The 25,348-nt window shown below is 72.2% G+C and carries 23 protein-coding genes; 13 read left to right on the top strand and 10 right to left on the bottom strand.

Features of this window, described 5'->3' with window-relative positions; genetic code table 11:
* Nucleotides 1–5 precede the first annotated feature (5 nt).
* Nucleotides 6–2,903 carry a hypothetical protein gene (locus tag EIW28_RS17985; RefSeq protein WP_125249114.1) on the top strand — a complete coding sequence of 966 codons (2,898 nt, stop codon included), beginning with the start codon at nucleotides 6–8 and terminating at the stop codon, nucleotides 2,901–2,903.
* A gap of 197 nt (nucleotides 2,904–3,100) precedes the next feature.
* A complete protein-coding gene (locus EIW28_RS17980; protein ID WP_125249113.1) occupies nucleotides 3,101–4,477 on the top strand; it encodes a glycine--tRNA ligase in 1,377 nt (458 codons plus the stop codon).
* 3 nt (nucleotides 4,478–4,480) lie between these two features.
* Here EIW28_RS17980 and EIW28_RS17975 read toward each other — a convergent pair whose 3' ends face one another.
* Complete coding sequence (locus EIW28_RS17975) at nucleotides 4,481–5,374, bottom strand: hypothetical protein (protein ID WP_125249112.1); 894 nt, start codon at nucleotides 5,372–5,374, stop codon at nucleotides 4,481–4,483.
* Between the two features lie 61 nt (nucleotides 5,375–5,435).
* Between EIW28_RS17975 and EIW28_RS17970 the strand changes: the two genes are divergently transcribed.
* A complete protein-coding gene (locus EIW28_RS17970) occupies nucleotides 5,436–6,596 on the top strand; it encodes a hypothetical protein (RefSeq protein ID WP_125249111.1) in 1,161 nt (386 codons plus the stop codon).
* Nucleotides 6,597–6,656: 60 nt separating this feature from the next.
* Here the strand turns inward: EIW28_RS17970 and EIW28_RS17965 are convergent, their stop codons facing one another.
* The 4 genes from EIW28_RS17965 to rpmB all read right to left on the bottom strand — a co-directional run bounded on the left by EIW28_RS17965 (nucleotide 6,657) and on the right by rpmB (nucleotide 7,758).
* Nucleotides 6,657–6,845, bottom strand: a complete 189-nt coding sequence (locus tag EIW28_RS17965; RefSeq protein WP_125249110.1) for a hypothetical protein — start codon at nucleotides 6,843–6,845, stop codon at nucleotides 6,657–6,659.
* A 198-nt stretch (nucleotides 6,846–7,043) separates the two neighbouring features.
* On the bottom strand, nucleotides 7,044–7,349 hold the full coding sequence (rpsN, locus tag EIW28_RS17960; RefSeq protein ID WP_125249109.1) for a 30S ribosomal protein S14: 306 nt from the start codon (nucleotides 7,347–7,349) through the stop codon (nucleotides 7,044–7,046).
* On the bottom strand, nucleotides 7,350–7,520 hold the full coding sequence (gene rpmG, locus EIW28_RS17955) for a 50S ribosomal protein L33 (RefSeq protein ID WP_125249108.1): 171 nt from the start codon (nucleotides 7,518–7,520) through the stop codon (nucleotides 7,350–7,352). It abuts the gene before it with no gap.
* A gap of 1 nt (nucleotide 7,521) precedes the next feature.
* Nucleotides 7,522–7,758, bottom strand: a complete 237-nt coding sequence (rpmB, locus tag EIW28_RS17950) for a 50S ribosomal protein L28 (RefSeq protein WP_125249107.1) — start codon at nucleotides 7,756–7,758, stop codon at nucleotides 7,522–7,524.
* A 63-nt stretch (nucleotides 7,759–7,821) separates the two neighbouring features.
* On the opposite strand from rpmB, the gene EIW28_RS17945 reads away from it, so the two are divergent.
* Both EIW28_RS17945 and EIW28_RS17940 read left to right on the top strand, forming a co-directional pair.
* A complete protein-coding gene (locus tag EIW28_RS17945) occupies nucleotides 7,822–9,072 on the top strand; it encodes a CobW family GTP-binding protein (protein ID WP_125249106.1) in 1,251 nt (416 codons plus the stop codon).
* Between the two features lies 1 nt (nucleotide 9,073).
* Complete coding sequence (locus EIW28_RS17940) at nucleotides 9,074–9,325, top strand: type B 50S ribosomal protein L31 (RefSeq protein WP_125249105.1); 252 nt, start codon at nucleotides 9,074–9,076, stop codon at nucleotides 9,323–9,325.
* 91 nt (nucleotides 9,326–9,416) lie between these two features.
* Here EIW28_RS17940 and dusB read toward each other — a convergent pair whose 3' ends face one another.
* Nucleotides 9,417–10,580: a tRNA dihydrouridine synthase DusB gene (dusB, locus tag EIW28_RS17935; protein WP_125249104.1), complete on the bottom strand. Its 1,164-nt coding sequence runs from the start codon at nucleotides 10,578–10,580 to the stop codon at nucleotides 9,417–9,419.
* A gap of 413 nt (nucleotides 10,581–10,993) precedes the next feature.
* Nucleotides 10,994–13,549 (bottom strand): hypothetical protein, encoded by a 2,556-nt coding sequence (locus EIW28_RS17930; RefSeq protein WP_125249103.1) that lies wholly within the window; start codon nucleotides 13,547–13,549, stop codon nucleotides 10,994–10,996.
* 350 nt (nucleotides 13,550–13,899) lie between these two features.
* On the opposite strand from EIW28_RS17930, the gene dnaG reads away from it, so the two are divergent.
* A complete protein-coding gene (gene dnaG / locus EIW28_RS17925) occupies nucleotides 13,900–15,765 on the top strand; it encodes a DNA primase (RefSeq protein WP_125249102.1) in 1,866 nt (621 codons plus the stop codon).
* 150 nt (nucleotides 15,766–15,915) lie between these two features.
* Here the strand turns inward: dnaG and EIW28_RS17920 are convergent, their stop codons facing one another.
* A complete protein-coding gene (locus EIW28_RS17920; protein WP_125249101.1) occupies nucleotides 15,916–16,971 on the bottom strand; it encodes a fatty acid desaturase family protein in 1,056 nt (351 codons plus the stop codon).
* Between the two features lie 250 nt (nucleotides 16,972–17,221).
* Between EIW28_RS17920 and EIW28_RS17915 the strand changes: the two genes are divergently transcribed.
* The 4 genes from EIW28_RS17915 to EIW28_RS17900 all read left to right on the top strand — a co-directional run bounded on the left by EIW28_RS17915 (nucleotide 17,222) and on the right by EIW28_RS17900 (nucleotide 20,814).
* Nucleotides 17,222–18,175 (top strand): ABC transporter ATP-binding protein, encoded by a 954-nt coding sequence (locus tag EIW28_RS17915; RefSeq protein WP_125249100.1) that lies wholly within the window; start codon nucleotides 17,222–17,224, stop codon nucleotides 18,173–18,175.
* A complete protein-coding gene (locus EIW28_RS17910) occupies nucleotides 18,172–18,999 on the top strand; it encodes an ABC transporter permease (protein ID WP_125249099.1) in 828 nt (275 codons plus the stop codon). The genes EIW28_RS17915 and EIW28_RS17910 overlap by 4 nt, the downstream gene beginning before the upstream one ends.
* A gap of 9 nt (nucleotides 19,000–19,008) precedes the next feature.
* Nucleotides 19,009–19,806, top strand: a complete 798-nt coding sequence (locus tag EIW28_RS17905; protein ID WP_232014036.1) for an ABC transporter permease — start codon at nucleotides 19,009–19,011, stop codon at nucleotides 19,804–19,806.
* A 117-nt stretch (nucleotides 19,807–19,923) separates the two neighbouring features.
* On the top strand, nucleotides 19,924–20,814 hold the full coding sequence (locus EIW28_RS17900) for a M23 family metallopeptidase (protein ID WP_125249098.1): 891 nt from the start codon (nucleotides 19,924–19,926) through the stop codon (nucleotides 20,812–20,814).
* Here the strand turns inward: EIW28_RS17900 and EIW28_RS17895 are convergent.
* Nucleotides 20,753–22,090: an RNA-guided endonuclease InsQ/TnpB family protein gene (locus EIW28_RS17895; RefSeq protein WP_232014035.1), complete on the bottom strand. Its 1,338-nt coding sequence runs from the start codon at nucleotides 22,088–22,090 to the stop codon at nucleotides 20,753–20,755. The genes EIW28_RS17900 and EIW28_RS17895 overlap by 62 nt on opposite strands.
* 30 nt (nucleotides 22,091–22,120) lie before the next feature.
* Here EIW28_RS17895 and EIW28_RS17890 point away from each other — a divergent pair, with 30 nt between their 5' ends.
* Nucleotides 22,121–22,300, top strand: coding sequence for an Arc family DNA-binding protein (locus EIW28_RS17890; RefSeq protein WP_125249097.1), 180 nt, complete (start codon nucleotides 22,121–22,123; stop codon nucleotides 22,298–22,300).
* A gap of 30 nt (nucleotides 22,301–22,330) precedes the next feature.
* A complete protein-coding gene (locus EIW28_RS17885; protein ID WP_125249096.1) occupies nucleotides 22,331–23,203 on the top strand; it encodes a ThuA domain-containing protein in 873 nt (290 codons plus the stop codon).
* A gap of 168 nt (nucleotides 23,204–23,371) precedes the next feature.
* Here the strand turns inward: EIW28_RS17885 and EIW28_RS17880 are convergent, their stop codons facing one another.
* Complete coding sequence (locus EIW28_RS17880; protein ID WP_125249095.1) at nucleotides 23,372–23,989, bottom strand: pyridoxamine 5'-phosphate oxidase family protein; 618 nt, start codon at nucleotides 23,987–23,989, stop codon at nucleotides 23,372–23,374.
* A 48-nt stretch (nucleotides 23,990–24,037) separates the two neighbouring features.
* Here EIW28_RS17880 and EIW28_RS17875 point away from each other — a divergent pair, with 48 nt between their 5' ends.
* Nucleotides 24,038–25,348: an aminotransferase class I/II-fold pyridoxal phosphate-dependent enzyme gene (locus EIW28_RS17875; protein ID WP_125249094.1), complete on the top strand. Its 1,311-nt coding sequence runs from the start codon at nucleotides 24,038–24,040 to the stop codon at nucleotides 25,346–25,348.

Below are 25,348 nucleotides of genomic sequence, written 5' to 3'. Positions count from 1 at the left end.
CCGCGATGGCCACTCCCGACCCCGACGCGATCTGGCGTCTGCTCAACGAGGCCCGCTTCGAGGAGGCCGGCGAGGCCAAGGTCGCGGCCCTGGAGCGGGCGGTCGAGGCCGCGGACGCGGTCGGCGACCCCGAGCTGATCAACTACGCGCTCAACGGACTGGTCGACGCCTACGAGTTCTCCCGCGACTCCACCCGCCTCCTGGTGCCGTTCGCGCGGCTCCTGCGCGGCTACGACACCCGGCCCGAGCACTTCGACGCCTACCTGACCCGGTCCCTGTACTGGACGTTCAAGTGGATCGTCGACTCCATGATCCAGCAGCCCGACGTCCCGCTCGAGTCGATCGAGCACTGGCTCCAGGAGATGCGCCGCCGCTACGCCGAGGCCGGCTACTCGATGCACGCGCCCGCCGCGTACGAGATGCAGCTGGCCTACCACACCGGCGACTACGACCGGGTCGCCCGCGCGATCGAGGCCCTCGGCGAGGCCGAGGAGGACGAGATGTCCGACTGCACCGCCTGCCAGTACACGACCCTCGCGACCATCGTGTTCTACGCCGAGGAGGACTCCGCCGACGCCGCGATGGAGATGCTCGAGCCCGTCCTCGCCGGCGAGCACTCGTGCGCGCACGAACCCCACTACGCGCTCGCGCTCTCCCTCCTCCCGCTCGTCGAGCTCGGCCGCCCGGCCGAGGCCCGCGCCAACCACCTGCGCGGCTACCAGATGTGCCGCGGCAAGGAGGACATGGTCCCGATGATCGCGCTCCACATCGAGTTCTGCGCGCTCACCGGCAACGAGCACCGGGCCGTGGAGATCCTCGCCGACCACGCCCGCTTCTTCGACCTCGACCTCGGGGTGCGCGAACGCCAGCGGCTCCTCGAGGTCGCCGTCCTCACCTGCCGGCGCCTCCAGGCCCTCGGCTTCGCCGACGCGGCCGTCCCCGGCCCCGGCGGCCGCGAGTGGACCGCCGCGACCCTCCACGACTGGGCCGACGCCGAGCGGGCCGCGATCTGCGCCCGCTTCGACGCCCGCAACGGCAACGACCACCACTCCCGCATGTCCGCGAGCGTCGTCGAGTCCACCCCCTACGAGCACCCGGTCCACCTGGGCCTCAAGGAGCCCAAGGCGGTCGAGCCGGACATCGTCCTCCCGCGCGACGAGCCGGTCGCGGGCCCCGACCTCGACGCCGCGATCGACGCCGCCTACGCCGCCTACGACGCCTGCTCCCCGGACACGTGGAAGGCCTGGCTCAAGGTCGGCGCGCTCGCCGACGCCCTCGGCATCGAGCTCATCGCCGAGCACCGGGCCGAGATCGCCCACGCCGAGTCCGCCCGCGCCGACGACCCCGAGGCCGTCGAGTCCGGCCTGCGCCGCGCGATCGCCCTCTTCGGCACCGCCGGGCAGCCCGGCCGCGCCCTCGTCGCCGAGGCGTTCCTGCTCATCCACCGCGCCGAGAGCGCTCCCCAGGAGGTCCGCGAGGGCGCCGCCCAGGTCGCCGCCACCGCCCGGCGCCTCGCGGCCGAGCACCGCATCGACGACCGCAGCCTCCACACCAGCCAGGTCCTCGCCATGCGCGCCGAACACCTCGCCGCCGGCGGCGAGGACGTCCCCGGGCTCGACGCCCGCGCCGAGGCCCTCGACGCCGAACTCGCCGAGCTCGCCGACCGACGCTACGCGCTCATCCGCCGCTGCGACCTCCTCGACCTGCGCGCCCGCCTCACCGCCGACGCCGACGCCAGGACCTGGCTCCTCACCACCGAACTCGAGGTCGCCCGCGCCGCCGGCGCCGGCTGGGCCGTCGCCCGCGCCTGCGCCGACCTCGCCGACCAGATCGGCGTCACCGGCGACTTCACCCGCGCGTACGCGGTCACCCGGGAGGGCCTGGACGCCCTCGGCGACGACCCCGGCCGCGCGATCGCCGCCAAGCTCCACCTCCAGGCCGCCGAGTTCCGCATGCGCGACGGCGACCACGCCGGCGCCTACGAGCACGCCCTCGCCGCCGCCGTCCACTGCGACGCCGCCGGCATGGCGGTCCCCGGGGCCGTCGCCCGCCACCTCATGGGCGCCGCCCTCGTCGAGCTCGACCGCCGCGCCGAGGCCGTCCCCCTCCTCGAGCAGGCCCTCGAGGACCTGCCCGACGCCGAGCTGTGGCGGGTGTGCAACATCCGCTTCCACCTCGCCGAGGCGTACGACAAGCAGGACGACACCCGCCTCGGCGTCGAGCACGGCCTCGCCGCGCTCGCGCTCATGGAGGCCGGCGGCGAGACCAGCCACTCCCCGCTGTACGCCGACATGCTGTTCCTCACCGGGGAGCTGCTGGAGAAGCTCGGCGAGCACGAGCACGCCCTCGAGGTGTACACGCGCGCCGCCGAGGCCGCCGAGGAGATCGGCGACACCACGTCGTGGGCGCGGGTGAGCCGCGCCCGCGTGTGGCTGCTGCGCACGATCTCCGGCGACACCGCGTTCGGCGAGGGCCTCCAGGCGATGGCGCACATCGCGGCCGGCCTCATCGCCGAGCGCGGCGACCCCGAGGCCCCCGAGGCCCTCCGCGAGGCGGCCCGGTTCGAGCTCGGGGAGACCTACCGGCAGCACGCGCAGCTCACGTTCCAGTTCCTGGAGTCCCAGGCCGGGGAGCCGGGCCTGCGCCGCGAGGAGGCCGAGCCGGTCCTCGACCTCCAGCGGCGCGCGCTCGCGGTGTTCCGCGACGGCCCGCTCCTGCTCGAACGCGCGAGCCTGACCGCGCACCAGACGATGTGGCTGCTGTCCGAGCTCGGCGACACCGCCGGGGCGATCGAGGTGGGGGAGGAGGCCCTCGGCTGGCTCGCCGCGCCCGAGCACGCCGAGGCCCGCGAGGGCTTCGAGCAGCACCTCGCCGACCTCCGGCGGGGCGCCGCCGAAGCCTGATTCACCAGCGGGGCGCGCACAGCGCGGCCCCTACCGCGAGGTACGCTTGCCCACTGGCGGCAGGCGCGCACGCGGTGTGCGCCCATCCGTTCGGCACCGGGACGAAACCGGGTTGAACTTCCGCCGCCGCTCGAACAATCTGTTCTCAGCATCATCCGCAGTCTCACCGACCGCCAGCCGGATCGAGAGGAATCATCGTGTCCCAGGACCGCACCGAAGCGCTCATCAGCCTGTCCAAACGCCGCGGCTTCGTCTTCCCCAGTTCGGAGATCTACGGAGGCACCCGCTCTGCTTGGGACTACGGACCGCTCGGTGTGGAGCTGAAGGAGAACATCCGCCGCGAGTGGTGGAACGCGATGGTCCGCGAGCGCGACGACGTCGTCGGCCTCGACTCCGCCGTGGTCCTCAACCCCCAGGTGTGGGTCGCCAGCGGCCACCTGGAGGAGTTCACCGACCCGCTCACCGAGTGCCAGTCCTGCCACAAGCGCTTCCGCGCCGACCACCTCGTCGAGGCGTACCAGGAGAAGCACGACGGGGCCGAGCCCGAGAACGGCCTCGCCGACCTCGCGTGCCCGCACTGCGGCGCCCGCGGCTCCTTCACCGAGCCGCGCATGTTCAACGGCATGATGAAGACGTTCCTCGGCGCCGTCGAGGACTCGGAGAACACGCACTACCTGCGCCCCGAGACCGCCCAGGGCATCTTCGTGAACTTCACGAACGTCATGACCGCCTCCCGCAAGAAGCCGCCGTTCGGCATCGCGCAGACCGGCAAGAGCTTCCGCAACGAGATCACGCCGGGGAACTTCATCTTCCGCACCCGCGAGTTCGAGCAGATGGAGATGGAGTTCTTCGTCGAGCCGGGCACCGACGAGGAGTGGCACGAGTACTGGCTGACCGAGCGCTGGAACTGGTACGTGAACCTCGGCCTGAAGCCGGAGAACCTGCGCCGCTACGAGCACCCGAAGGACAAGCTCTCCCACTACTCGAAGCGCACCGTCGACATCGAGTACCGGTTCAACTTCGCCGGCAGCGAGTTCGGCGAGCTCGAGGGCATCGCCAACCGCACCGACTTCGACCTGTCGACCCACTCGAAGCACTCGGGCGCGGACCTGTCCTACTTCGACCAGGCCAAGGGCGAGCGCTGGACGCCGTACGTCATCGAGCCCGCGGCGGGCCTGACCCGCTCGGTGCTCGCGTTCCTGCTGGAGGCGTACGACGTCGACGAGGCCCCGAACACCAAGGGCGGCGTCGACAAGCGCACCGTGCTCCGCTTCGACCCTCGCCTGGCGCCGGTCAAGGCCGCGGTCCTGCCGCTGAGCCGCAACGAGGACCTGTCGCCGAAGGCCAAGGACCTCGCCGCGCGCCTGCGCCGCCACTGGAACGTCGACTTCGACGACGCCGGCGCGATCGGCCGCCGCTACCGCCGCGCCGACGAGATCGGCACGCCCTACTGCATCACCGTCGACTTCGACACCCTCGAGGACCAGGCCGTGACGATCCGCGACCGCGACTCGATGAAGCAGGAGCGCGTCGCCCTCGACCAAGTCGAGCGGTACCTCCTCGAACGCCTCTAGGCCCTAGCCGGCCGAGCGGGGGCCGATCTCGATCCGGTCGAGGTCGGCCCCTTCGGGTATCCACGTCTCGTGCAGGTCGATCTCCTGCACCGTCTCCCCGGCCTGGACCGTGCGCCAGCCGGCCGCGCCCAACTCGAACGCGAACGGGTCCTCCCCCGCCGGGAGCCCGCCGATGAGCTCGCCCGCCGCGTCCCGGAACAGGACCGCGAGCTGGACGGTCCGCGCCGTCTCGCTCACGACCCGGTAGTGGATCCGGTACCCGTCCGGGCTGACCAGCGGCTGGACCGACAGCAGCTCGATCCGCGGCAGCGGCTGCACGGCCGCGAACTCCCGCAGCTCCGGGCTCAGCTCCGCGGGGTCCGGGGCGAGGAACGACGGCTCCTGCGTCTCCAGGCGCAGGGAGTCCAGCGGCACCTCGGCCATCGACTCGGACAGCACGTAGCCGACCTGCACGGCCGTGTCCGGCGGGATCGGGTCGGGGTAGAAGCTCTCGACGTACGCGGCCGTGCCGTCCTCGCGCAGCGACACGATGTCGAGCGAGCCGGGGCTGACCATCGCGGTCGCGAACGGGTTGTACACGACCGCGCCGAGGATGATCCGCCGCTGGTCGAGCTCGTCGACGACGACGCTGAACCCGTACTCGAGGATCCTGAACTCGACCTGGGAGCCGGCGGTGAAGTCGATCCCGTCCTCGGGCGCCGACGGCAGCTCCGAGACGTCCGCGATGTCGTCCGGCGGCCGCGGCTCCCACTCGACCGACACCGCCAGCACCGCCGCCGCGGCCGCGAGCGCCACCGCGAACGGCAGGCGCGGCAGCGGCTCGGCGCGGCGGGCGAGGCGCGCCGCGAGGCGCCGGGCCTTCCCGGCGGGGGCGCTGATCCACCTGGTCGAGGGCATAGAGGGTCCCGTGTGAGAACGCTACACTTTGCTCACCACCGTAGCAGCCAAGGGAGCCAGGGTGTCCGAAGCGGCGTCACCGGACCGCTGGGGCGAGGAGCACGCGATCGACCTCGGCGCCGTCGACGCGCCCGAGAAGGCCGAGACACCCGGGCCCGCCCCCGCCCCGCCGCGGCCCCGCCTCCGCTTTCCCAACGCCGCCATGGCGTTCGCCGCGGCCGTGTGCGTCCTCGCCGCCGGCGCCGTCGCGGTCGCCAAGTGGGCCCCGGTCGCCCGGCTGAACGCCGAGGACGTCGTCACCGGCTACCTCGAGGCCGCCCGCGCCGGCGACATCCAGGGGGCGCTCGCCTTCACCGACCAGCCGAACGCCACCGGCGACTTCCTCGTCCCCGAGGCGCTCGACGACCGCTGGGAGATCGTGGAGGTCGGCCAGGTCCAGTACGCCGCGAGCGCCCGCGAGGGCCGCTACACCGCCCAGGTGTACGCCGAGATCGAGGCGTTCGACGGCACCCGCATCGGGTTCCGGTACCTGGTCGGCATCGAGCACGGGCAGGCCCTGATCGAGAACGCGCTCGACGCCACCGAGGCGTACCCGCCGTTCGGGCACGTCGACATCAACGGCGTGACCGCGCCGGTGGACGAGGCGCTGGGCATCACGAACATCGTGCTGCTGCCGGGGGTGTACGAGCTCTACCCGGACCTGCCGTCCACGATGGAGCTCGACGGCCCGTCCGTCGTGGTCGCGCTCGGGGACCGGTTCGCGCTCCTGGGCGAGGAGCGGTCGGACGAGTGGCTGCCGATGCCGTGGCCCGAGGTCACCGCCGAGGGCCGGGCGCAGATCGACGAGGCGCTGCGCGGCCACCTCGACGCGTGCGCGCGCGAACCGGAGGTCGCGGGCTGCCCGCTCGGGTTCCCCGACGACCCCGAGCGCGAGGTCGCCGCCGCGCCCGGCGCGCAGTGGGAGATCACCGCCTACCCCGAGTCCGAGGCGCAGTGGTGGGGGTACGAGATGCTCGAGGGCTTCGTGCTCACCACCGTGGTGCCCGGCGAGGCGCGCATCGAGGCGGTCGTCACCGAGGACGGCTCGTCGCGGACCGCGGTGGTGAGCTGCCCGGTGTGGATCGACGGGCTGGCCGTGGAATTCGGCGCCGCCGGGGCCGCTATCGGCCGTGCGGACGGCACCACCGTAGAGCGCTGCAACTCGCTCGCGGAGGTGGAGTGACCTGCCGCGGTTCAGGGCCGCGGCAGGGGAGGAGCGGCGCGGCCGGACGGCCGCGCGGGCTCAGTCGCTGTGGATGACGCAGTCGCAGTCGACCCACGCGGGGGCCGAGGCGCGGTCGGTGTGCGTGATGTAGTGGCCGCGGCTCTCCGACGCCCAGAGGGACGCGGGGCTGGCGGGCACATCGGCCTGGACTTCGGCGGGCAGGGGTTCGGACGCCTCGGCCGGGGCGGTCTCCACTTGCTGGACCATTGCTCTTCTCGCTCCTTAGTCTCTATCCGAGTCAAACGCGGAGGCGGCTCACCTGGTTCCGGGCCTGAGAGCAGTCTCACAGCGCACTCGCACCGCCCAGATTAGCGTCCCCCGGCGACGGGCATATAACGGTTTCATGCCAATGGGTCGCCGGGGGCGCAGGTCACGGCCGCTTCCTCATCCGTTCGGACGAGCCTCCTACCAGGACGATTTCCGTACTCCGGGCAATTCGCCGCGGTGCGCCATCGCCCTGAGTCGGACACGCGACAGTTCGAATTTCCGGAACACGCCCCGCGGGCGCCCGTCCACCGCGTCCCGGTTGCGCAGCCGCACCGCCGCGGAGTCCCGCGGCAACCGCTGGAGCGCCCGCACCGCCGCGGCGCGGGCCTCCGGGTCCGTCGCGGGGTGCGCGATGAGCCGCTTGAGCTCCGCGCGCCGCTCCCGGTACCGCTCCACGAGGACCTCGCGCCGCCGCTGCTTCGCGATCGCCGACTTCTTCGCCATCTAGCGGTCCTCCCGGAACTCGACGTGCCGCCGCACGACCGGGTCGTACTTCTTCAGCACCAACCGGTCGGGGTCGTTCCGGCGGTTCTTCCTCGTCACGTAGGTGTACCCGGTCCCCGCGGTCGACCGCAGCTTCACGACCGGCCTCACATCCGTGCTCTTCGACGCCATCTCAGACCTTCCTTCCCTCTGCTCGCATCCGCGCCACCACGGCCTCCACGCCGTCGCGGTCGATGATCTTGATCCCCTTGGCCGACAAGCGGAGCCGCACGTGCCGGCCCTCGCTCGGCAGGTAGTACCGCTTCGTCTGCAGGTTCACGTCCCAGCGCCGGCGGGTCTTCTTCTTCGACCACGGCACGTTGTTGCCGAACCCGGGGCCGGCCCCGGTCACGTCGCATGTTCTGGACACTGTCGCCCTCCTCTCGAGTCTGCAATTATAATGACAATCGTTTTCAATTAGATCGGAGGTCCCATGTCCCAGCTCGCCCAGCCCGGAGCCGCACCGCCGCACGCCGACCTGCGCCCCGCGCTGACGCTCCTGACCGGATTCGCCCCCGAGGCGACCCGCGCGGCCGCCGACCTGCTCACCCGCGCCGACCCGGCCCTCCTCGTCGTCGAGTACGACCTCGCCGCCCTCCCGGTCGACGGCACCGTCCGCCGCACCGTGCGCGACGGCCGCGGCCCCGTCGAGGACGAGCGCACCGCCCTCGAGCACGGCTGCCTCTCCTGCACCGTCCGCGACGACCTCCTCCCGGCCCTCGTCCGGCTCGCCCGCACCCGGCCCGCGAGCGACATCGCCCTCGTCCTCCCGCCGAACATGGAGCCCGAGACCGTCGCCGCCGCCTGCTCCTGGACCCACGTCGACGGCGCGCCCGTCACCGAGGCCCTCCGCATCGACTCCGTCGTCGCCGTCTGCGACCCCGCGAGCCTCATGGAGACCCTCGACTCCGACCAGGACCTCAGCGACCGCGGCCTCCACGCCGCCGACGACGACACCCGCTCCGTCGCCGACACCGCCGCCCGCCAGATCGAGTACGCCGACACCGTGGTCCTCTGGACCCCCGGCCGCGAACCCGACTTCGAGCAGGCCCGCCTCGCCGTCCTCCTCCAGCGCCTCAACCCCTGGGCCCGGCACCTCGTCGCCGACCGCGACGAGCCCGCCCCGCTCGCCGCGCACCTGCGCCGCAGCGGCCGCTTCGACCCCGACGGCCCCGAGCCCTACGGCCGCGGCCTCGAGGGCTACGCCGTCGGATGCCACGAGCCCGAACCGGACTGCGGCGTCGTCGCCGCCGTCTACCGGGCCCGCCGGCCCTTCCACCCCGGCCGCCTCCACGCCGCGCTCCCCGCGATCGCCGGCCGCACCCTCCGCGGCCGCGGCCACCTGTGGATCGCCTCACAGCCCGACGCGATCGTGGCCTGGGAGTCCAGCGGCGGCGGCGTCGCGATGGGCGACCTCGGGCGCTGGCTCGCGGCCACCCCCGACGAGGAGTGGGAGGAGTCCAGTCCCGAGCGCCGCGTCAACGCCGACCTGCACTGGGACCCCGAGTTCGGCGACCGCGAGGTCCAGCTCGCGTTCGTCGGCCTGCACTTCGCGGCCGACGAGCTCGCGGCCGTCCTCGACGGCTGCCTCCTCACCGACGCCGAGGCCGCCGAGGGCGCGGACCGGTGGCGGGAATACGACGACCCGTTCGACGGTTGTTTCGACGGCAGGGAAGGGAACTGACATGAAGCAAGGCATCCACCCGAACTACGACTACGTGGTCTTCCGAGACCGCGGCGCCGACTTCGCCTTCCTCACGCGGTCCACGGCCACCTCGGCCGAGACCGTCGAGTGGGAGGACGGCCGGACCTACCCGGTGGTCGACGTCCAGATCTCCTCGGCCTCGCACCCGTTCTGGACCGGCAAGAACCGCGTCCTGGACGACGAGGGCCGCGTCGCCAAGTTCTACAAGCGCTACGGCCAGAAGGGCAGGTAGCGCCCGGGCCGCGACCGCTCGCGGCCCCGCAGACCGCAGGAGGGGCCTCCCCGGCACCGGGAGGCCCCTCCTGTCGTGTCTTGGGACGTCCTCAGCCGCCGGAGGAGTCGATCTCGGCGCCTTCGGGGACGGTGCGGTCGTCGCGGTCGTCGAGCCAGCCGTCGGGCAGCGAGACCTTCCCGGGGGAGTTGGTGCGCCCGCGCGGCTTCCCGATGGTCGACTCGGGGAACGGCGCGTCGGCGTCGAGCTTCCCGAGCAGGTCCTCGAGCTCGTTCAGGGTCGAGACCATCGCGAGCGAGCGGCGCAGCTCGCCGCCGACCGGGAACCCCTTGAGGTACCAGGCGACGTGCTTGCGGAACTCGCGGCAGCCGTGCTCCTCCGCGTCGATGTTCCGACGCGCCTCGTACGACTCCGCGCCCGCGATCCACTCGACGAGGAGCTGGGCGTGGCGCAGCATGACCTTCGCGACCTCCCCGAGGGACGGCATGAGGCGCTCGGCGCGGCCGCTGAACGCCGCCTCCAGGTCCCCGAAGAGCCAGGGGCGGCCCAGGCAGCCCCGGCCCACCACGACGCCGTCGCAGGCCGTCTCGGCGGCCATGCGGAGCGCGTCGTCGGCCTCCCAGACGTCGCCGTTGCCGAGCACCGGGATGTCCAGGCGCTCCTTGAGGTTCGCGATCGCCTCCCAGTCGGCGGTCCCGGAGTACCGCTCGGCCGCGGTGCGGCCGTGGAGGGCGACCCACGCGACCCCGGCGTCCTGCGCGATCTCGCCGGCCTCGAGGTAGGTCAGGTGGTCGTCGTCGATGCCCTTGCGCATCTTCACGGTCACGGGGATGCCGCGCTCGGCGGCGGTGTCGACGGCCGCGGTGACGATGTCGCGGAACAGGCGCCGCTTCCACGGCAGCGCCGAGCCCCCGCCGCGGCGGGTGACCTTCGGCACCGGGCAGCCGAAGTTGAGGTCGACGTGGTCGGCGAGGTCCTCCTCGACGACCATTCGCACGGCCTTGCGCACGCCCTCGGGGTCGACGCCGTACAGCTGGAGGCTGCGCGTCTCCTCGTCCGGGTCGAACTCGATGAGCCGCATGGTCTTCGGGTTGCGCTCGGTGAGCGCCACCGTCGTGATCATCTCGCACACGTAGATGCCGGCACCCTGCTCGCGGCAGAGCTTGCGGAACGGCAGGTTCGTGATCCCGGCCATCGGCGCCAGGACCACGGGCGGGGACACGGCCTTCCCCGCGAGCGAGAGCTGATTCGTCACCGCTCGATTATCCCAGTGCCCCGGCGGTCCGCCAACGCCCGCGGGCGTGACCGCCGACGCGGGGCGGCGCGGCCGCGCGGTGGGAAGGGCTCGGCCCGGCGGTTGGCGCGGCCCGGCCCCGCCGACGCACGGCGCAGGCACAGGACTGCGAAGCGGAGCCGCAGCACGCCTCCGAGACGCGGCACGCAACCGCGACGCGCCCAACCGCGATTCGGGGCGCGACCGGGCCGCGGCACGCAGCAGCAATGAGGGACCCGGACGAGGCGCGCCCTCCTTCGGGTGACACAAGCGCTCGCGGGCCCGATTCCTGTCGGACCCGCGAGCAATGCTGGGCGCTACGTTCCCCTCTGGGTGGGTGGGGGCTTGGGACGGTATACGGCCTCAAGCCCTCAATGCCGCTACTCCAGGTGCCGCTACTCCAGGTCCACCGTCACCGAGACACCCCAGGGCTTGCCCTGCACGTCGTAGGCGCCGCCGTAGCTGAAGCCCTCCCCGCCGACGGCCGCGCCGCCGGGGAGGGTCGCCTGGCCGTCGAGGTAGGCGTGCAGCTTCTGGCCCTCGAAGTCCGAGACCAGGACCACCGCGGCAGACCCGGCGTAGCCCTGCACGTCGAGCGCGGGCGTCTCCGAAGCGCACACCGGGTCGGTCAGCCGCGAGTCCGCGAGCTGCTTGGCGACCTCGCCGCCCGCGACCCAGCTGATCGTGCCGGCGCCGCGGCTCGTCGCGATGAACTGCCCGCTCTGGGCCCCCACCACGAGGCAGGTCGGGTTCGCGCCGACCTCGGTCGCCGCGGTCTCCGCGAGCTCCCGGTCGAGCTCGTGCACCGTCCCGGTGCTCGTGGCGACGGCCGGCCCGGCCTCCGCCGCGGCGACGTCCGCGACGCCGCCCTCGAACCCGATCGCCTCGCCGGGAGCCGCGTCGAACGCGAACTCGGCCCCGTCGTAATACTGCGCCGCCAGCCCCTGGAGCGTGGACGCCAGGTCCACGACCGCCACCTGGCTCGCGCTCAGGTCGCCCACGACCGCGTACCCGGCGGTCGCGACCGTGTCGCGGTGCGCCGCGTCCTCGACCGTGCCGCGCTCGATCGCGAGCGAACCGGACGAGTCCGACCAGGCGTCGACCGAGGTCGGGGCCGAGAACGGCAGCGCGACCGTGCCCACGATCTGCGCCGACGCGAAATGCCCCGGGTTCGGCAGGCCCGGATACGACTCCGACCAACTCGACGAGTACGAGCCGCTCTTGTCGCCCATCGCGATCACCACGAGCGAACCGGTCTGCGAAGCCGGGTTCCACGTGGTCACGAGCGCGAGCTCGTTCCCGTCGGTGAGCGCCACGTCCGTCGGCACCTGGCCGTCCGGCAGGAGCAGGCAGGTGCCGCCCTGGGCGCCGCTGATGCCCGCGGTCGCCACGACCCCCGAGGAGAACGCGATCACCGAGTGGGCGCTGACCTCGCCGCTCTGCTCCGGCCGCGCGAGCGCGACCGGCCGGCCGAGCTCGACGCCGAGACCCGCGATGCACTCGGCCGTCGAACCCTCGACGAGCTCGAGCTCGGGCGTGCCGTCCTCGGAGAAGCGCCCGCCCGCGCGCGGCACGAGGCCCGCGAGGTCGTCGGTGGTCTCCACCGCCGTGACGTGGTCGATGCCGCTCAGGGCCGCGTCGTCGGTCAGGTAGCCGAGCTGGCCCTGGACGCTGCGGTCCGCGTCGCCCAGGAGCGGCGCGGTCGCGAGGGCGTCGCCCTCCGCGGCCGGCACCTCCTCGGCGTCGGCGCCGCCGGAAGCGTCGCCGTAGCGCCACGCGAACCACTCCGCGGTGCCCGCCGCGGCGGCGAGCTCGGTGTACCGCTCGGCGCTCAGCGCCTCGTCGGCGCCGGGGCTCTCGCTGGTCGCGTCGCCCTCGGTGTCGTCGCCGGGCTGGTTCGGCTCGCTCGGCGGGGCCGCCCCCAGCATGAGGACGATGCCGATGATCAGGCCGAGCGTGATGAGCCCGCCGATGCCGTAGATCGCATAGCGCACGCCCACATGCGTCGGCGGGGCGACCTTCACCGGCGGCGCCTCGGCGGGCGCGGGCTCGGGTGCGGCCGTCTCCTCGCTGCGGCGCTGCGCCGGGACCGTCTCGGTGACGGTCGCCTCGGCGGCCTGCTCCCCATAGGACGGCGGGGCGTCGGCGGGGAACAGCTCGCCCCCGTACGCGCTGGCGGGCGCCTCGGGGAAGCCGCCCTGCTGCTCCGCGAAGGCGCCCTGCGGCTGCTCGGGGAACCGGGGCTGCTCGGGGAAGGCGCCCTGGGTCGCGGCCGGGAACGGGTCGGCCTGGTACTGCTGCTGCTCGGCCTGGTACGCCTCGCGCGCGGCCTGGGCCTCGGCGGCGAGCCGCTCGGCCTGGTACGGGTCGGACTGGTAGAGGTCCTGGCCGCCGGAGTCGCCGCGGTACTGGGTCTGGCCGTAGACGTCGGCCTCGTACGGGTCGGCGCGCAGCTCGGGGAACTCCAGGCCCCCGGCCTGCGGATCGGGGCCGGCGAGGCCCGGCCCGGACGCGGGGGCGGCGTACGGGGCGGCGTGCGGCTCGGGGCGCTGGCCCTGCTCGGCGTGCGGCTCGGCGGGTCCGGGCTGGCCCGGGACGGGGCCGGAGCCGACCCAGGAGGCGCCGCCGGAGGCGAGACCCCAGCCGGTCTGGCCCTGCTGGTTCATCCAGTCCTGGCTCGACCGCGGCGGCCAGTCGGCGGACTCGCCCCAGTCGCCCTGCGGCTGCGGCTGCGGGGCCTCCTGCGGCGCGGGGGTCTCGAAGAGGGTGCCGCGCGCCTCGCCGGCGCGGGGCGGCTCGGCCCCGCCGAGGTCCGCGGCCCATTCGCTGCGCCGGGCCTCGGGGTCGAGGTCGTCGTAGGGGGCGGGGTCGCCGAAGAGGTTCGGGCCCGCGGGAGGACGCGGATCGGACGGCGCCTCGTCTTCCGGCGCCGCGGAAGGCAGGTGACCCACCCCGCGCGCGGTGATTCGGGGCGGATTCGTGGGTGTGGCCGCGGGTTCGCTGGTGGGAGGCCAGGAGGGCGGCTGCTCGGGCGATGGGTCCGGCATGATAGGCGACTCTAGCGGATCGGGGCTCGTGACAGTGAGGCGTGGTCGGGAAAGATGACCGCGGGGTGCGTGGTACAACCGGCCGGTCACCTCGAACTTCTTCGGCCGCAAGCGTTCCCGGGCCGCCCAGAGGGGACGTGACGTCCGCCGCGCGCGCGTCGCCCCGCCGCCTCACAACCCGCCGCGTCCGCCGCCCGGGTGTCGGAGGGGCCGGGCACAATTGAGGGAAGCGGTGAAAGAAGAAAAGGGGCAGAGTGGCGGGGCGAATCCGGGACGCCGACATCCAGCTGGTGCGCGAGCGGGTGGACATCGCCGATGTCATCGGCGAGCGCGTCACCCTGCGCAACGCGGGCGGCGGCAACCTCAAGGGCCTGTGCCCCTTCCACGACGAGCGCTCCCCGAGCTTCAACGTCACGCCCGCGCGCGGCGTCTACCACTGCTTCGGCTGCGGCGTCGGCGGCGACGCCATCACGTTCCTCACCGAACTCGACGGCCTCACGTTCGTGGAGGCGGTCGAGCGCCTCGCCGCGCGCGCCGGCCTCAAGCTCACCTACGAGGACGTCGACGGCCGCCCCCAGCGCGGCCCCTCCGGGCAGCCCGGCCTCAAGCAGCGGCTCCTCGACGCCCACACCGCCGCCGCCGAGTTCTACACCGGGAAGCTCCTCACCCCCGAGGCCGTCACGGCCCGGCAGTTCCTGTCCGCGCGCGGCTTCGACCGCGAGGCCGCGGCCGTGTTCGGCTGCGGCTACGCCCCCGACTCCTGGGACGCCCTCTCGAAGCACCTGCGGGCCAAGGGCTTCACCGTCGAGGAGCTGACTCAGGCCGGGCTCGCGAAGCCCTCGCGCAGCGGCAGCCTCATCGACCGCTTCCGCCGCCGCCTGCTGTGGCCGATCCGCGACTCCTCCGGCTCGGTCATCGGCTTCGGCGCCCGCAAGCTCTTCGACGACGACCAGGGGCCCAAGTACCTGAACACCCCCGAGACGCCGCTGTACAAGAAGTCCCAGGTGCTGTACGGCATCGACCTGGCGCGCAAGGAGATCGCGAAGACCGGCCGGGTCGTCATCGTCGAGGGCTACACCGACGTCATGGCCTGCCACCTCGCGGGCGTGCCGATGGCCGTCGCCACCTGCGGCACCGCGTTCGGGCCCGAGCACATCCGGGTGCTGCGCCGGTTCCTGTTCGACTCCGAGTCCGCCGACGGGCGCATCATCTTCACGTTCGACGGCGACGAGGCCGGCCAGCGGGCCGCCCTCAAGGCCTTCGACGAGGAGCAGCGGTTCGTCTCCCAGACCTACATCGCGGTCACCCCCGGCGGGCAGGACCCGTGCGAGCTGCGCCAGAGCGCCGGCGACGCGGCGGTCCGCGAACTCATCGAGCGGCACACGCCGCTGGTGCAGTTCGCGCTCGAACGCGCCATCGCCAAGCACGACCTCGACACCGCCGAGGGCCGCCTGCACGCCACCCGCGCGATCGCGCCGCTCCTGGCGCGCGTGAAGGACCGCGGGCTCGTCGAGGAGTACCTCGGCGTCTACGCCGGGCGGCTCGGCAAGGACAAGGCCGAGCTGCGCCGCGCCGTCCAGGGCGCCGCCGCCGGCCAGGCCCCCGCCGAGGCGCCGGCCCAGCCGCGGCGCGAGACGCGCGCCGACTCGACCCAGCTGCGCGCCCAGCGCGAGGTCCTCAAGGTCGCGCTCCAGCAGCCGCAGATCGCCGGGCCGTACTTCGACGCCGTCGACGCCGCGCCGTACACCGACCCCAACTACCGGGCCGTGCGCGAGGCCATCGCCGCCGCCGGCGGCGCGGCCCGGGCCGCCGCAGGCCCGAACTGGATCGCCGCGGTCCAGAGCGCCTGCACCGAGATCGCCGCCGGCGCGCTCGTCTCGGAGCTCGCCGTCGAGGAGCTGCGCCTCGCCGGGGAGCCCGACGCGGTCTACGTCCGCACGATCCTCGCCCGCATCCAGCGGCCCGTCGTCGAAGCCGAGGTCGCCGACCTCAAGCGCCGCCTCCAGCGCATCAACCCCAGCACCGACAAGGACCAGTACATGACGCTCTTCGGCCAGCTCATGGGCCTGGAGCAGCACGTGCGGTCCCTGCGCGACCAGGCCGCGAACACCATCGAGTAGCGCCGCAGCACGCCAGCACGCGCAGCGCGCCAGAACGACGGCACGCTTGGACAGCGGCCTTGAACAGCGGCCTTGAACAGCGGCACCGTCTCCCAGTGCAGCGCGAAGCGGCCGCCCCTCGCGGGAGCGGCCGCTCTGGTCGCGGGTCGCCTAGAGCGCCTTGGCCGACTGCGGGTTGCGGAGCGGCTCGCCGTGGGCGTGGAGCTCGCCGAGGGCTTCCCTCCACGACTGGATCAGGCCCGTCGCGTGGTAGGGGATGCCCTTCTCGACGCAGAACTCCTCGACGATCGGCTGGGCGTACTTCAGGTGCACCGACGGCATCGCCGGGAAGAGGTGGTGCTCGATCTGGTAGTTCAGGCCGCCGAGCGCGAAGTCGGTGAACCAGCCGCCCTTGACGTTCCGGGAGGTCAGCACCTGCTTGCGGAGGAAGTCGAGCTCGGTCTCGCCCACGAACGTCGGCATGCCCTTGTGGTTCGGCGCGAAGACCGAGCCCATGTACAGGCCCCACGCGGCCTTGTGCACCAGCAGGAACACCACGGCCTTGCCGGGGGAGAGGACCAGGAACAGCGCCGAGAGGTACGCGGCCCAGTGGAGGGCGAGGAACAGCGCCTCGGCGCCGCGGTGCTTCAGGCCCGGCTTGAGGACCGACTTGACACCCGACCAGTTCAGGTTGAGGCCCTCGAGGGTGAGCACGGGGAAGAACAGCTCGGCCTGGTACTTGCCGAAGAACCGGTCGATGCCCTGCGCGAGCCGCGCCTGGCGCTTCGACCACACGAACAGCTGGCCGCCGACCACGTCGGGGTCGAGGTCCTCGTGGTTGGGGTTGGCGTGGTGGCGGTTGTGCTTGTCGTTCCACCAGCCGTAGCCCATGCCGTTGGCGAGGTTCCCGGTGAACCAGCCGATCCGCTCCGAGGCGGCGCGGCTGCGGATCACCTGGCGGTGCGCGAGGTCGTGGCCGAGGAACGCCACCTGCGCGCTCACGATCGCGAGGAACACCGCCGTGAGCAGCTGCCACCACGAGTCGCCGATCGCCGCGAACGCGGCCCAGGTCCCGGCGAACACCGCCGCCGTGACCCCGAAGCGCACCGCGTAGTACACGGGGCGCCGGCGCATCAGGCCGGCCGCGTTGATGCGGCGCGAGAGCTGGGCGAAGTCGCTGCCCGTCCGCTGCTGTTGCACGGGCGGTTCGGCGATGAGCATCGTCATAAAGGCTTCCGTTCTGCGTGGACGACTGCGACTCCTCTAGCCTCGTGTGTTTTCCGCCCCAAGTCGCTACCGCTGACCCGCCAATACCGGTGGGGCTTGCCCCGTCCCACTGGTAGGGGTTGCCCCACCCCCCGCTCCCGACCTGCGGGACGAGGTGCGGCGCGAGCCGGGGGCGGGCCGGACCGCGTCAGGGCCATGACGGTGAGTAAGGAGTGGAACGATGTCATATCGGGCCTCTACGCTCGACGGTATGCCTGATGACAACGAGATCCTGGTCAGCGCCGCCGACCTGCGAAAGAGCTACGGCGACCACGAGGCCGTCCGCGGAGTCGACTTCGAGATCCGGCGCGGCGAGGCGTTCGGCTTCCTCGGCGCGAACGGCGCCGGGAAGTCCACCACGATGCGGATGATCGGCTGCGTCTCCCAGCCCACCGGCGGGAGCCTCCAGGTCTTCGGCCGCGACCCCCACACCCAGGGCGCCGCCATCCGCGCCCGCCTCGGGGTCGTCCCCCAGGACAACACCCTCGACGGCATGCTCACCGTCTTCGAGAACCTCGTCGTCTACGCCGGGTACTTCGGCATCAAGAAGAAGGCCGCCCGCGAGAAGGCCGCCGAACTCCTCGAGTTCGTGCAGCTCACCCCGCGCGCGAAGGACCAGGTCTCCGACCTCTCCGGCGGCATGCAGCGCCGCCTCGCCATCGCCCGCTCCCTCATCAACGACCCCGAGCTCGTCATCCTCGACGAACCCACCACCGGCCTCGACCCGCAGGCCCGCCACCTCGTCTGGGAGCGCCTCTTCCAGCTCAAGCACCGCGGCGTCTCGATCCTCCTCACCACCCACTACATGGACGAGGCCGAGCAGCTGTGCGACCGCCTCGTCGTCATGGACGAGGGCCGCATCATCGCCTCCGGCTCCCCCCGCGAGCTCATCGACACCCACGTCACCAAGGAGGTCGTCGAACTCCGCTTCGGCACCGCCCACACCGCCGAGCTCGCCGCCCTCGCCCACACCCTCGACGGCGTCGGCGCCCAGATCGAGCCCCTGCCCGACAAGATCCTCGTCTACACCGACGACGCCGACGACACCGGCGCCGCCCTCGAGGCCCGCGACATCCGGCCCAGCTCCGTGCTCGCCCGCCGCGCCACCCTCGAAGACGTCTTCCTGCGACTCACCGGCCGCGCCCTCGTGGAGGACGAGGCGTGACCACCGTCCTCGAGAACGGCGCGACCGCGGCCGACCGCACCGCCCCCGGCACCCTCACCGGCGCCTGGCGGGCGTTCACCCTCCAACTGGCCCTCTACCGCCACGTCTGGCACGGCACCGTCTTCACCTCCGTGCTCCTGCCGGTCCTCTACATGGTCTCCATCGGCATCGGCGTCGGCGCCTACATCGACCCCGCGGCCGTCGGCGGCCTCACCTACGCCGAGTTCATCGCCCCCGGCCTCATCTGCTCGGTCGCGGTCATGATGCTCGGCAACGACATGGTCTTCCCCGTCCACGGCGGCTACCAGGACTGGGGCGGCCACTACCTCGCCCAGCGCGCCACCCCGCTCAGCCCGGTCGACATCCTCAACGGCCACCTCGCCTACGCGACCGTGTTCCGGCCCTTCACGAACTGCACCATCGTCGCGGTCGTCCTCGCGTTCTTCGGCGTCTACACCGGTTCGTGGCGGGCGGCCTTCGCCGTCGTCGCCGCCGCGCTCGTCTCGGCCTCGCTCGCGCCCTGGCTGCACTTCTGGGCCTCCAGCATCAAGAACGACTCGAACCTGAACATGATCTTCCGGTTCGCGGTCATGCCGATCTCGCTGTTCTCCGGCGTGTTCTTCCCCGCGAGCGACATGCCGGCCTTCCTCCAGCCGCTCGTGTGGGCCTCCCCGCTGTGGCACGGCACCGAGCTCGCGCGCGCCGCCACCGCCGGCACCGCCCCCGCGCTGCCCCCCTACGTCCACATCGCCTACCTGGCCGCGCTGGCCGTCACCGGGTGGTTCGCCGCCCGCTGGCGGATCCAGAAGCGCCTGAACTTCTAGGAGCCGGCCGTGTCAGTCATCGCCTACGGCGCCGCGCGCGCCTCCCTGCGCTCCTCCGGAGCACTGCTCAACCGCAACTGGATCGCCATGCGCCGGGCGTGGATCCTCATCATCTCCGGCGCGGTCGAGTCGCTCCTGTTCCTGTTCGCCTTCGGGTTCGGCGTCGGCGCGCTCGTGGGGGACCTGACCCTCCCGGACGGGACGGTCGTCTCCTACACCGCGTACGTCGCCCCCGCGATCCTCGCGAACGCCGCCATGATGGGCGTGCTCGCCGAGACCTCCATCAACGTGTTCGCCAAGTTCAAGTGGATGAAGGTCTACGACGGCATCCTCAACACCCCGCTGCGCCCCTGGGACGTGGCGCTCGGCGAGGTCTGGTGGGCGCTCATCCGCGGCTTCACCTACATCGGCGCGTTCGTGGTCATCATGGCGCTCTTCGGGCTCCTGGACTCGTGGTGGTCGGTCCTGGCCGTGCCCGCGTGCCTGTTCGTCGCGCTCGCGTTCTCCGGGATTGGCCTCACCCTCGCCACGCTGTTCCGCGACTGGACCGACTTCGACTGGATGAACGCCGTCGTGTTCACGATGTTCCTGTTCGGCGGCACGTTCACGCCCGTGGAGTCCTACCCGGACTACCTCCAGCCGCTCGTGTACGCCATGCCGCTGTACCACGGGATCTCGCTGGTGCGCGGCATCAGCCTCGGCCAGGCCGAGCCGATGATGCTGGTCAACGTCGTCTACCTGCTCGCGCTGTGGGTCGTCGGCATGTGGATCGCGCAGCGCCGGCTTGCACGGGCGCTGTATAAGTAGCAGCGGTCAAGCAGCAGGCCGCGCCCCCGTCGGACGGGGGCGCGGCCGCTTGGCGTTAAGAAGCTTTTCTTCAAATGTGATCTTCACAACGGAGAAAATCTTCGGTACGTTCCCCTTATGAGACACCGCAACCGACGAATCGCACTATTCGTCGCGGCACTCCTCACCGCGGCCGCGGCGGCCTTCGCCCCGGCCCTGGTCTCGAACGCCGACGACGTCACGGCCCAGGCCGTCTCCCACAAGAGCCCGTTCAACTGCAACAAGACGTTCTACGCGAACAACTGGACGGGCGGGCACAACCCGAGCAACTCCATCGACTGGCAGAGCTACGGCTCCGACGCCATCGGCGGCGAGAACGTCCGCGCCACCGCCGCGGGCACCGCCTACTTCTACAACGAGGGCAGCACCAGCTACGGCCGCTGGGTCAAGATCGTCCACTCCGACGGCTCCAGCACCCGCTACGCCCACCTCGCCACCCAGGTCAAGGCCCCCGGCTCCAGCATGAGCGTCTCCCAGGGGACGATCATCGGCACCGTCGGCTCCACCGGCGGCTCGACCGCCCCCCACCTGCACTACGAGCAGCGCAACAGCTCCGGCTCGGTCGTCACGCCCGTGGTCGAGGGCGTCCAGGTCCCCCTGGGCACCAAGAAGGCCATCACCTCCAGCAACGGCTGCTCCGGCGGCAACCCGTACACGCCCGGCGAGGTCTGCGGCTCGGGCTACTCCCAGATCAACCAGCGCGCGCTCGGCACCGTCGGCGCGGTCTTCCTGATGTACAACGCCTCCAACGGCTACAACTGCGTGGTCACGCTGAAGTACACGAACGTCGGCACCGCCAGCGCGGTCTCGGCCACCCTCGCGGTCCAGGGCGGCAGCTCCACGACCGACTCGGGGAGCTTCTCCTACTATGCGGGGCCGGTGAAGAAGTCGGCCCCGAACACGTGCGTCAAATGGGGCGGCTCGGTCGGCTCGACCTCGTGGACGAGCGCGTGGAGCCATTGCGGCTGACACGCCGGGTCCCGAAGCCCGCTAAGGTGGGCGCTTGAATCCTCCCCTCCCGCGAGGGAGGGGATTTCAGGCTCACGCTGCTCGGATCACCCTGCGGGTGACCGAGGCTGACGCGATCAACGCCATCCGGGTCGAAACCTGCCCGGGCCAGCATCATGTGTGCAGAGTTCTTGTCTCGAGATGAGACGGCGCCACACACGGTGCAGGCGTAGATCCGTTGGGAGAGGGGGAGTGCGTGCTTGGCTCTCGCTCCGCACCGTGCGCAGTCCGTGGTGGTGTGGGCCGGATGGACCAACCGCAGGTCGCGGACATGCTTCCGGCTCATTTCGATGAGCGCGGTCTTGGTAGCGCCGATGGCGCCGTCGGCGGCTTTCCGGGCCAAGGTGGACTTGGCCGTGAACTTCGGCCGGAAGTCCTCCACCGCGATGCGGTCGTGATCTCTCACGACGCGCTTCGCCCACTTGCGTGCGGTGTCCGCCCGCTGCCTGGCGACCTTCTTGGCCACCTTCGCGGCCTGCTTCCTGGCTTCGAGGTACCCGCGACTCTGCGCCTTCCCCTTCGGCCGGCGTCGCCGGGCCATCATGCGCTGGTAGCGGGCGAGTGCTCCCGCTGACCGCTTTCCGTACTCGGGGTGCGGAAGATCGTATGCGTCGCTGGTGGTCGTGGCGGTTACGGTCACTCCCCAGTCGATGCCGATCACCGCACCGGTGGCGGGGAGCGGTTCGGTCGTCGAAGGGACGACGAAAGATGCGTACCAGTGGCCGAGGCGATCGAGGTGGACGCGCACGCTCGACGGCGCGGCGGGCAAGGGCCTGGACCAGACGACGGAGAGCGAGACGCGGCCGGCCAGGAGGAGTCGCCCGCCCTTGATCCGGAATCCGCGCAGTGTGTAGTTGAGTGTGGGCGAGGCGAGATCCCGCTTCTTGAACTTCGGCATTCCCGCTCGCTGAGGGACGGGGAGCCGGTTCTTGACGTCCTTCATCGCCTTGGCTCGAGACGCGGCGAAACTGCGAATGGTCTGCTGCTGCGGCACTGACGCGCCGCTCCCGAGCCAGTGATGCTCAGAGCGCCACCCCGTCAGGCGCTTATCCAATTGGGCGAGTCCGCATGTCGCTCCGGTCCGGAACGCCTCGCGGGAATCGGCGACGCACTGATTCCAGACCCATCTGCACCGATCCCATTCCTCGCGCAGGGCCGCTTCGGCATTGGACGACACCCGAAGTCGATAGGTATACCGGGCGTAGCCGGTCTCCGATCCTGCGGATGGTGTCGTCATGACACCAAAATAACACTATGATCCTGGGATATGGAACACGAGACACGCCTCACGCTGCGCTTGCCGTCTGATGTCCGCACCCGGCTGTCGGCCAAGGCCAAGAGCGCTCGGCGATCGCTCAATGCCGAGATCGTCTACCGTCTGGAGAGCAGCCTGAGGATTGAAGCCGAGCTGCCCGCCAAAGCCTCGGATCTCCGTGATTCGCTATGAGGCAAACCGGACCAGCTTCTTGGAGTTGACGTGAGAACCCTCCTGCGACTGTGCATCATCGTCGCGTTGGCCTGCGCGCCCGCCTTCGCCCCCTCGGCGGCCCTGGCCGCCGGCGGCCCCCGGGTCCTGGTGCTGACGACCGGGAACGAGGCCCAGGACGTGGCCGACTTCGCGGTCGAGCGGCTCCAGATGGAGGCCCGCCGCTGGAACTTCACCCTCGTCGAGGGCGCGCCCGAGGACCTCGAGGACCTCGAGGACGTCGACGTGGTCATGTTCGTCAACACCGGGACCGACATCCTCGACGAGGCGCAGCAGGCGTCGCTGCACTCGTTCGTCTCCCGCGGCGGCGGCTTCGTCGCCACGAACTCGGCCGCCGCCAGCGAGCCCGACTGGGACTTCTACCAGGAGCTCCTCGGCGCCACCGCGCTCACGCCGCCGCAGGAGCCGGCCTCCGAGCAGGAGGTGTCCTTCAACGCGGGGTCCCCGATCACCGAGGGCCTGGACGAGGACCTCGAGGTCACCGAGCGCTGGTACTCCTTCGACCCCGCGCCCGCGCAGCCGTCCTCGACGGTGCTCGCGCAGCTCGGCTCCGGCGACCCGGTCGCCTGGAACTCGGTGTCCTACAAGGCGTTCTACGCCTCGCCGGGCGGCGCCGGGAAGACCTGGGGCGACCGCGACTTCCTCCAGCTGATCCGCCAGGGGATCTGGTGGGCCGCGGGCGAGGAGGGGGCGCTGCTCCAGAACTCCGACGACGCGGCCCCCGAGTGGCCCTACACGTGGACGTTCGTGCTGTTCGTCGTCGCGGTCGCCGGCGGCGGCTCGGTCGCGGTGTGGCGCCTGGACCGGGACGAGACGGAGCGCGAAGCCGAGGAGGCCGCGGAGCCGGCGGGCACCCGGGCCTAGAGCCCCTTGGGGGACAAGCGAAACGGGCGGGCCCGCGGGCCCGCCCTCCTTCGTTCCGGGCGCGGTGCCGGCCGGCTCCGAGCCGGAAGTTCCCACGACCCGCTCACACCCCCGCAGCACCATGCAGCCCAGGGGCGGAGCCGGGTCCGGCACCGCGCGGAACGGAGTCTACAGCCGCCCGGTCACGAGCGTCCGCACGTCCGCGACGCCGTTGTCGAACGGCAGGTCCTCGTCCTCGGGCTCCTCGATCGGGCCGCCGGAGCGTTGCTTGATGGAGACCTCCTCGAGCGGGATCGCCAGGAGCGCCGACATGGCGTTCTCCTTGGGGCTGGCCGCCCGGGACCGGTCGGAGCGGCCCTCGGCGAAGCGGTCGATGAGGGCCTTGAAGACGTTCCAGCGCTCGTCGGCGTCCTCGACCAGCCGGGCGTTCGCGTGCACGACGACGCTGCGGTAGTTCATGGAGTGGTGGAACCAGCTCTTGGAGAACACGAGCCCGTCGACGACGGTGGCGGTGACGCTCACGGGGAAGCCCTCGCGGCCGCCGAGGCCCATGCTGCTGCCGGTCGAGCCGTGCAGGTACAGCGTGTCGCCCACGCGCACATGGAAGGTGGGCAGGACGCGGGGCGCGCCGTCGGGGCCGACGAAGGCGAGGTCGACGAAGAGCGCCTCGTCGAGCACGCGGTAGGAGTCGGCCCGCTCGTAGGTGACCCGCTCGCGCGAGCGCTTCGGGGTCGTGCGCTCGGTCTGCTCGAACCGGCCGCTGTAGGGGCATTCGAGGGTGGACATCGAGGGGGGCTCCCATCTGATTATTTGTACTGATACAATACTTGAGTTATGTCAGTACAGTACCAGATCACGGGTGCCGCGGCAAGCGAGATCGCCGCCAGCATCGAGGCCGGCGTGCGCTCCGGACAGCTCGCGCCCGGCCGCACCCTGCCCCCCGTCCGCAAGCTCGCCGCCGACCTCGGGGTCGCCCCCGGCACCGTCGCCTCCGCCTACCGGCGGCTGCGCGAGCGCGGCGTCGTCGAGACCGGCGGCCGCGCCGGCACCTTCGTGCGCCAGCGGTCCGCGTTCACCCCCACCGGGATGCTCACCGTCCCCGCCGGCGTGCACGACCTCGTCTCCGGCGAGCCCGACACCGCGCTCCTGCCCGACCTCGCCGCCCTCAAGCCGCGCGTCGAGATCCCCCCGGGCAACTACCGCGACGGCGGGCCCTGCCCCGACCTCCTCGACCTCGCCCGCGACCGCTTCGCGAACGACGGCGTCCACGGCGAGCTCACCGTCACCTCCGGCGCGCTCGACGCCTTCGAGCGCGGCCTCGCCGCCCGCCTCGAACCCGGCGACACCGTCGCCGTCGAGGAGCCCACCTGGGCCAACGGCCGCGACCTCCTGCTCTCGGCCGGATACCAGGTCGCGCCCGTCGCCATCGACGGCGACGGCCCCATCGCGTCCGAGCTCGCCGCCGCGCTCGCCGCCGGCGCCCGCGCGTTCATCCTCACCTCGCGCGGCCAGAACCCCACCGGCGCCGCCGTCACCGCCGACCGCGCCGCCGCCCTCAGGACCGTGATCGCCGAGCGCCCCGGCGTCTTCGTGATCGAGGACGACCACTGGGCGGAGCTGTCGCAGACGCCGCTGCACTTCGTCGCCGACGCCGCCGAGCACTGGATGTTCGTCCGGTCCGTCTCCAAGCCGTACGGACCCGACCTGCGCACCGCCCTCGTCGCCGCCGACCCCGACACCAAGGCCCGCGTCCAGGGCCGCATGGCCCTCGGCCACGGCTGGGTCTCGCGCATCCTCCAGCACTTCGTCATCGCCGCCTGGACCGACGAGGGCGTCGCCGAGACCATCGCGCACGCCGGCCGCGTCTACGCCGAGCGCCAGGCGGCCCTGCGGACCGCGCTGGCCGAACGCGGGATCGAGACGTGGGGGACCTCGGGCCTGAACCTGTGGGTGCCCGTCGCCGACGAGACCGCCGCCGTCGTCTCCCTGCGCGACAGCGGCTACGCGGTCGCCCCCGGCCGCGGCTTCTCCTTCCACGGCGACCAGGGCATCCGGGTGAGCACCGCCCGCCTCGACCCCGCCGCCGCCCCCGCGGTCGCCGACGCGATCGCGTACGCCTCCGGACCGGCGACGACGCCGGTCTAG

This window comes from Glycomyces terrestris (assembly GCF_003933745.1).
GTDB classification, from domain to species: domain Bacteria; phylum Actinomycetota; class Actinomycetes; order Mycobacteriales; family Micromonosporaceae; genus Glycomyces; species Glycomyces terrestris.
The sequence above is the reverse complement of the archived record's forward strand: the minus strand, read 5'-3'. Positions and strand labels throughout refer to the sequence as shown.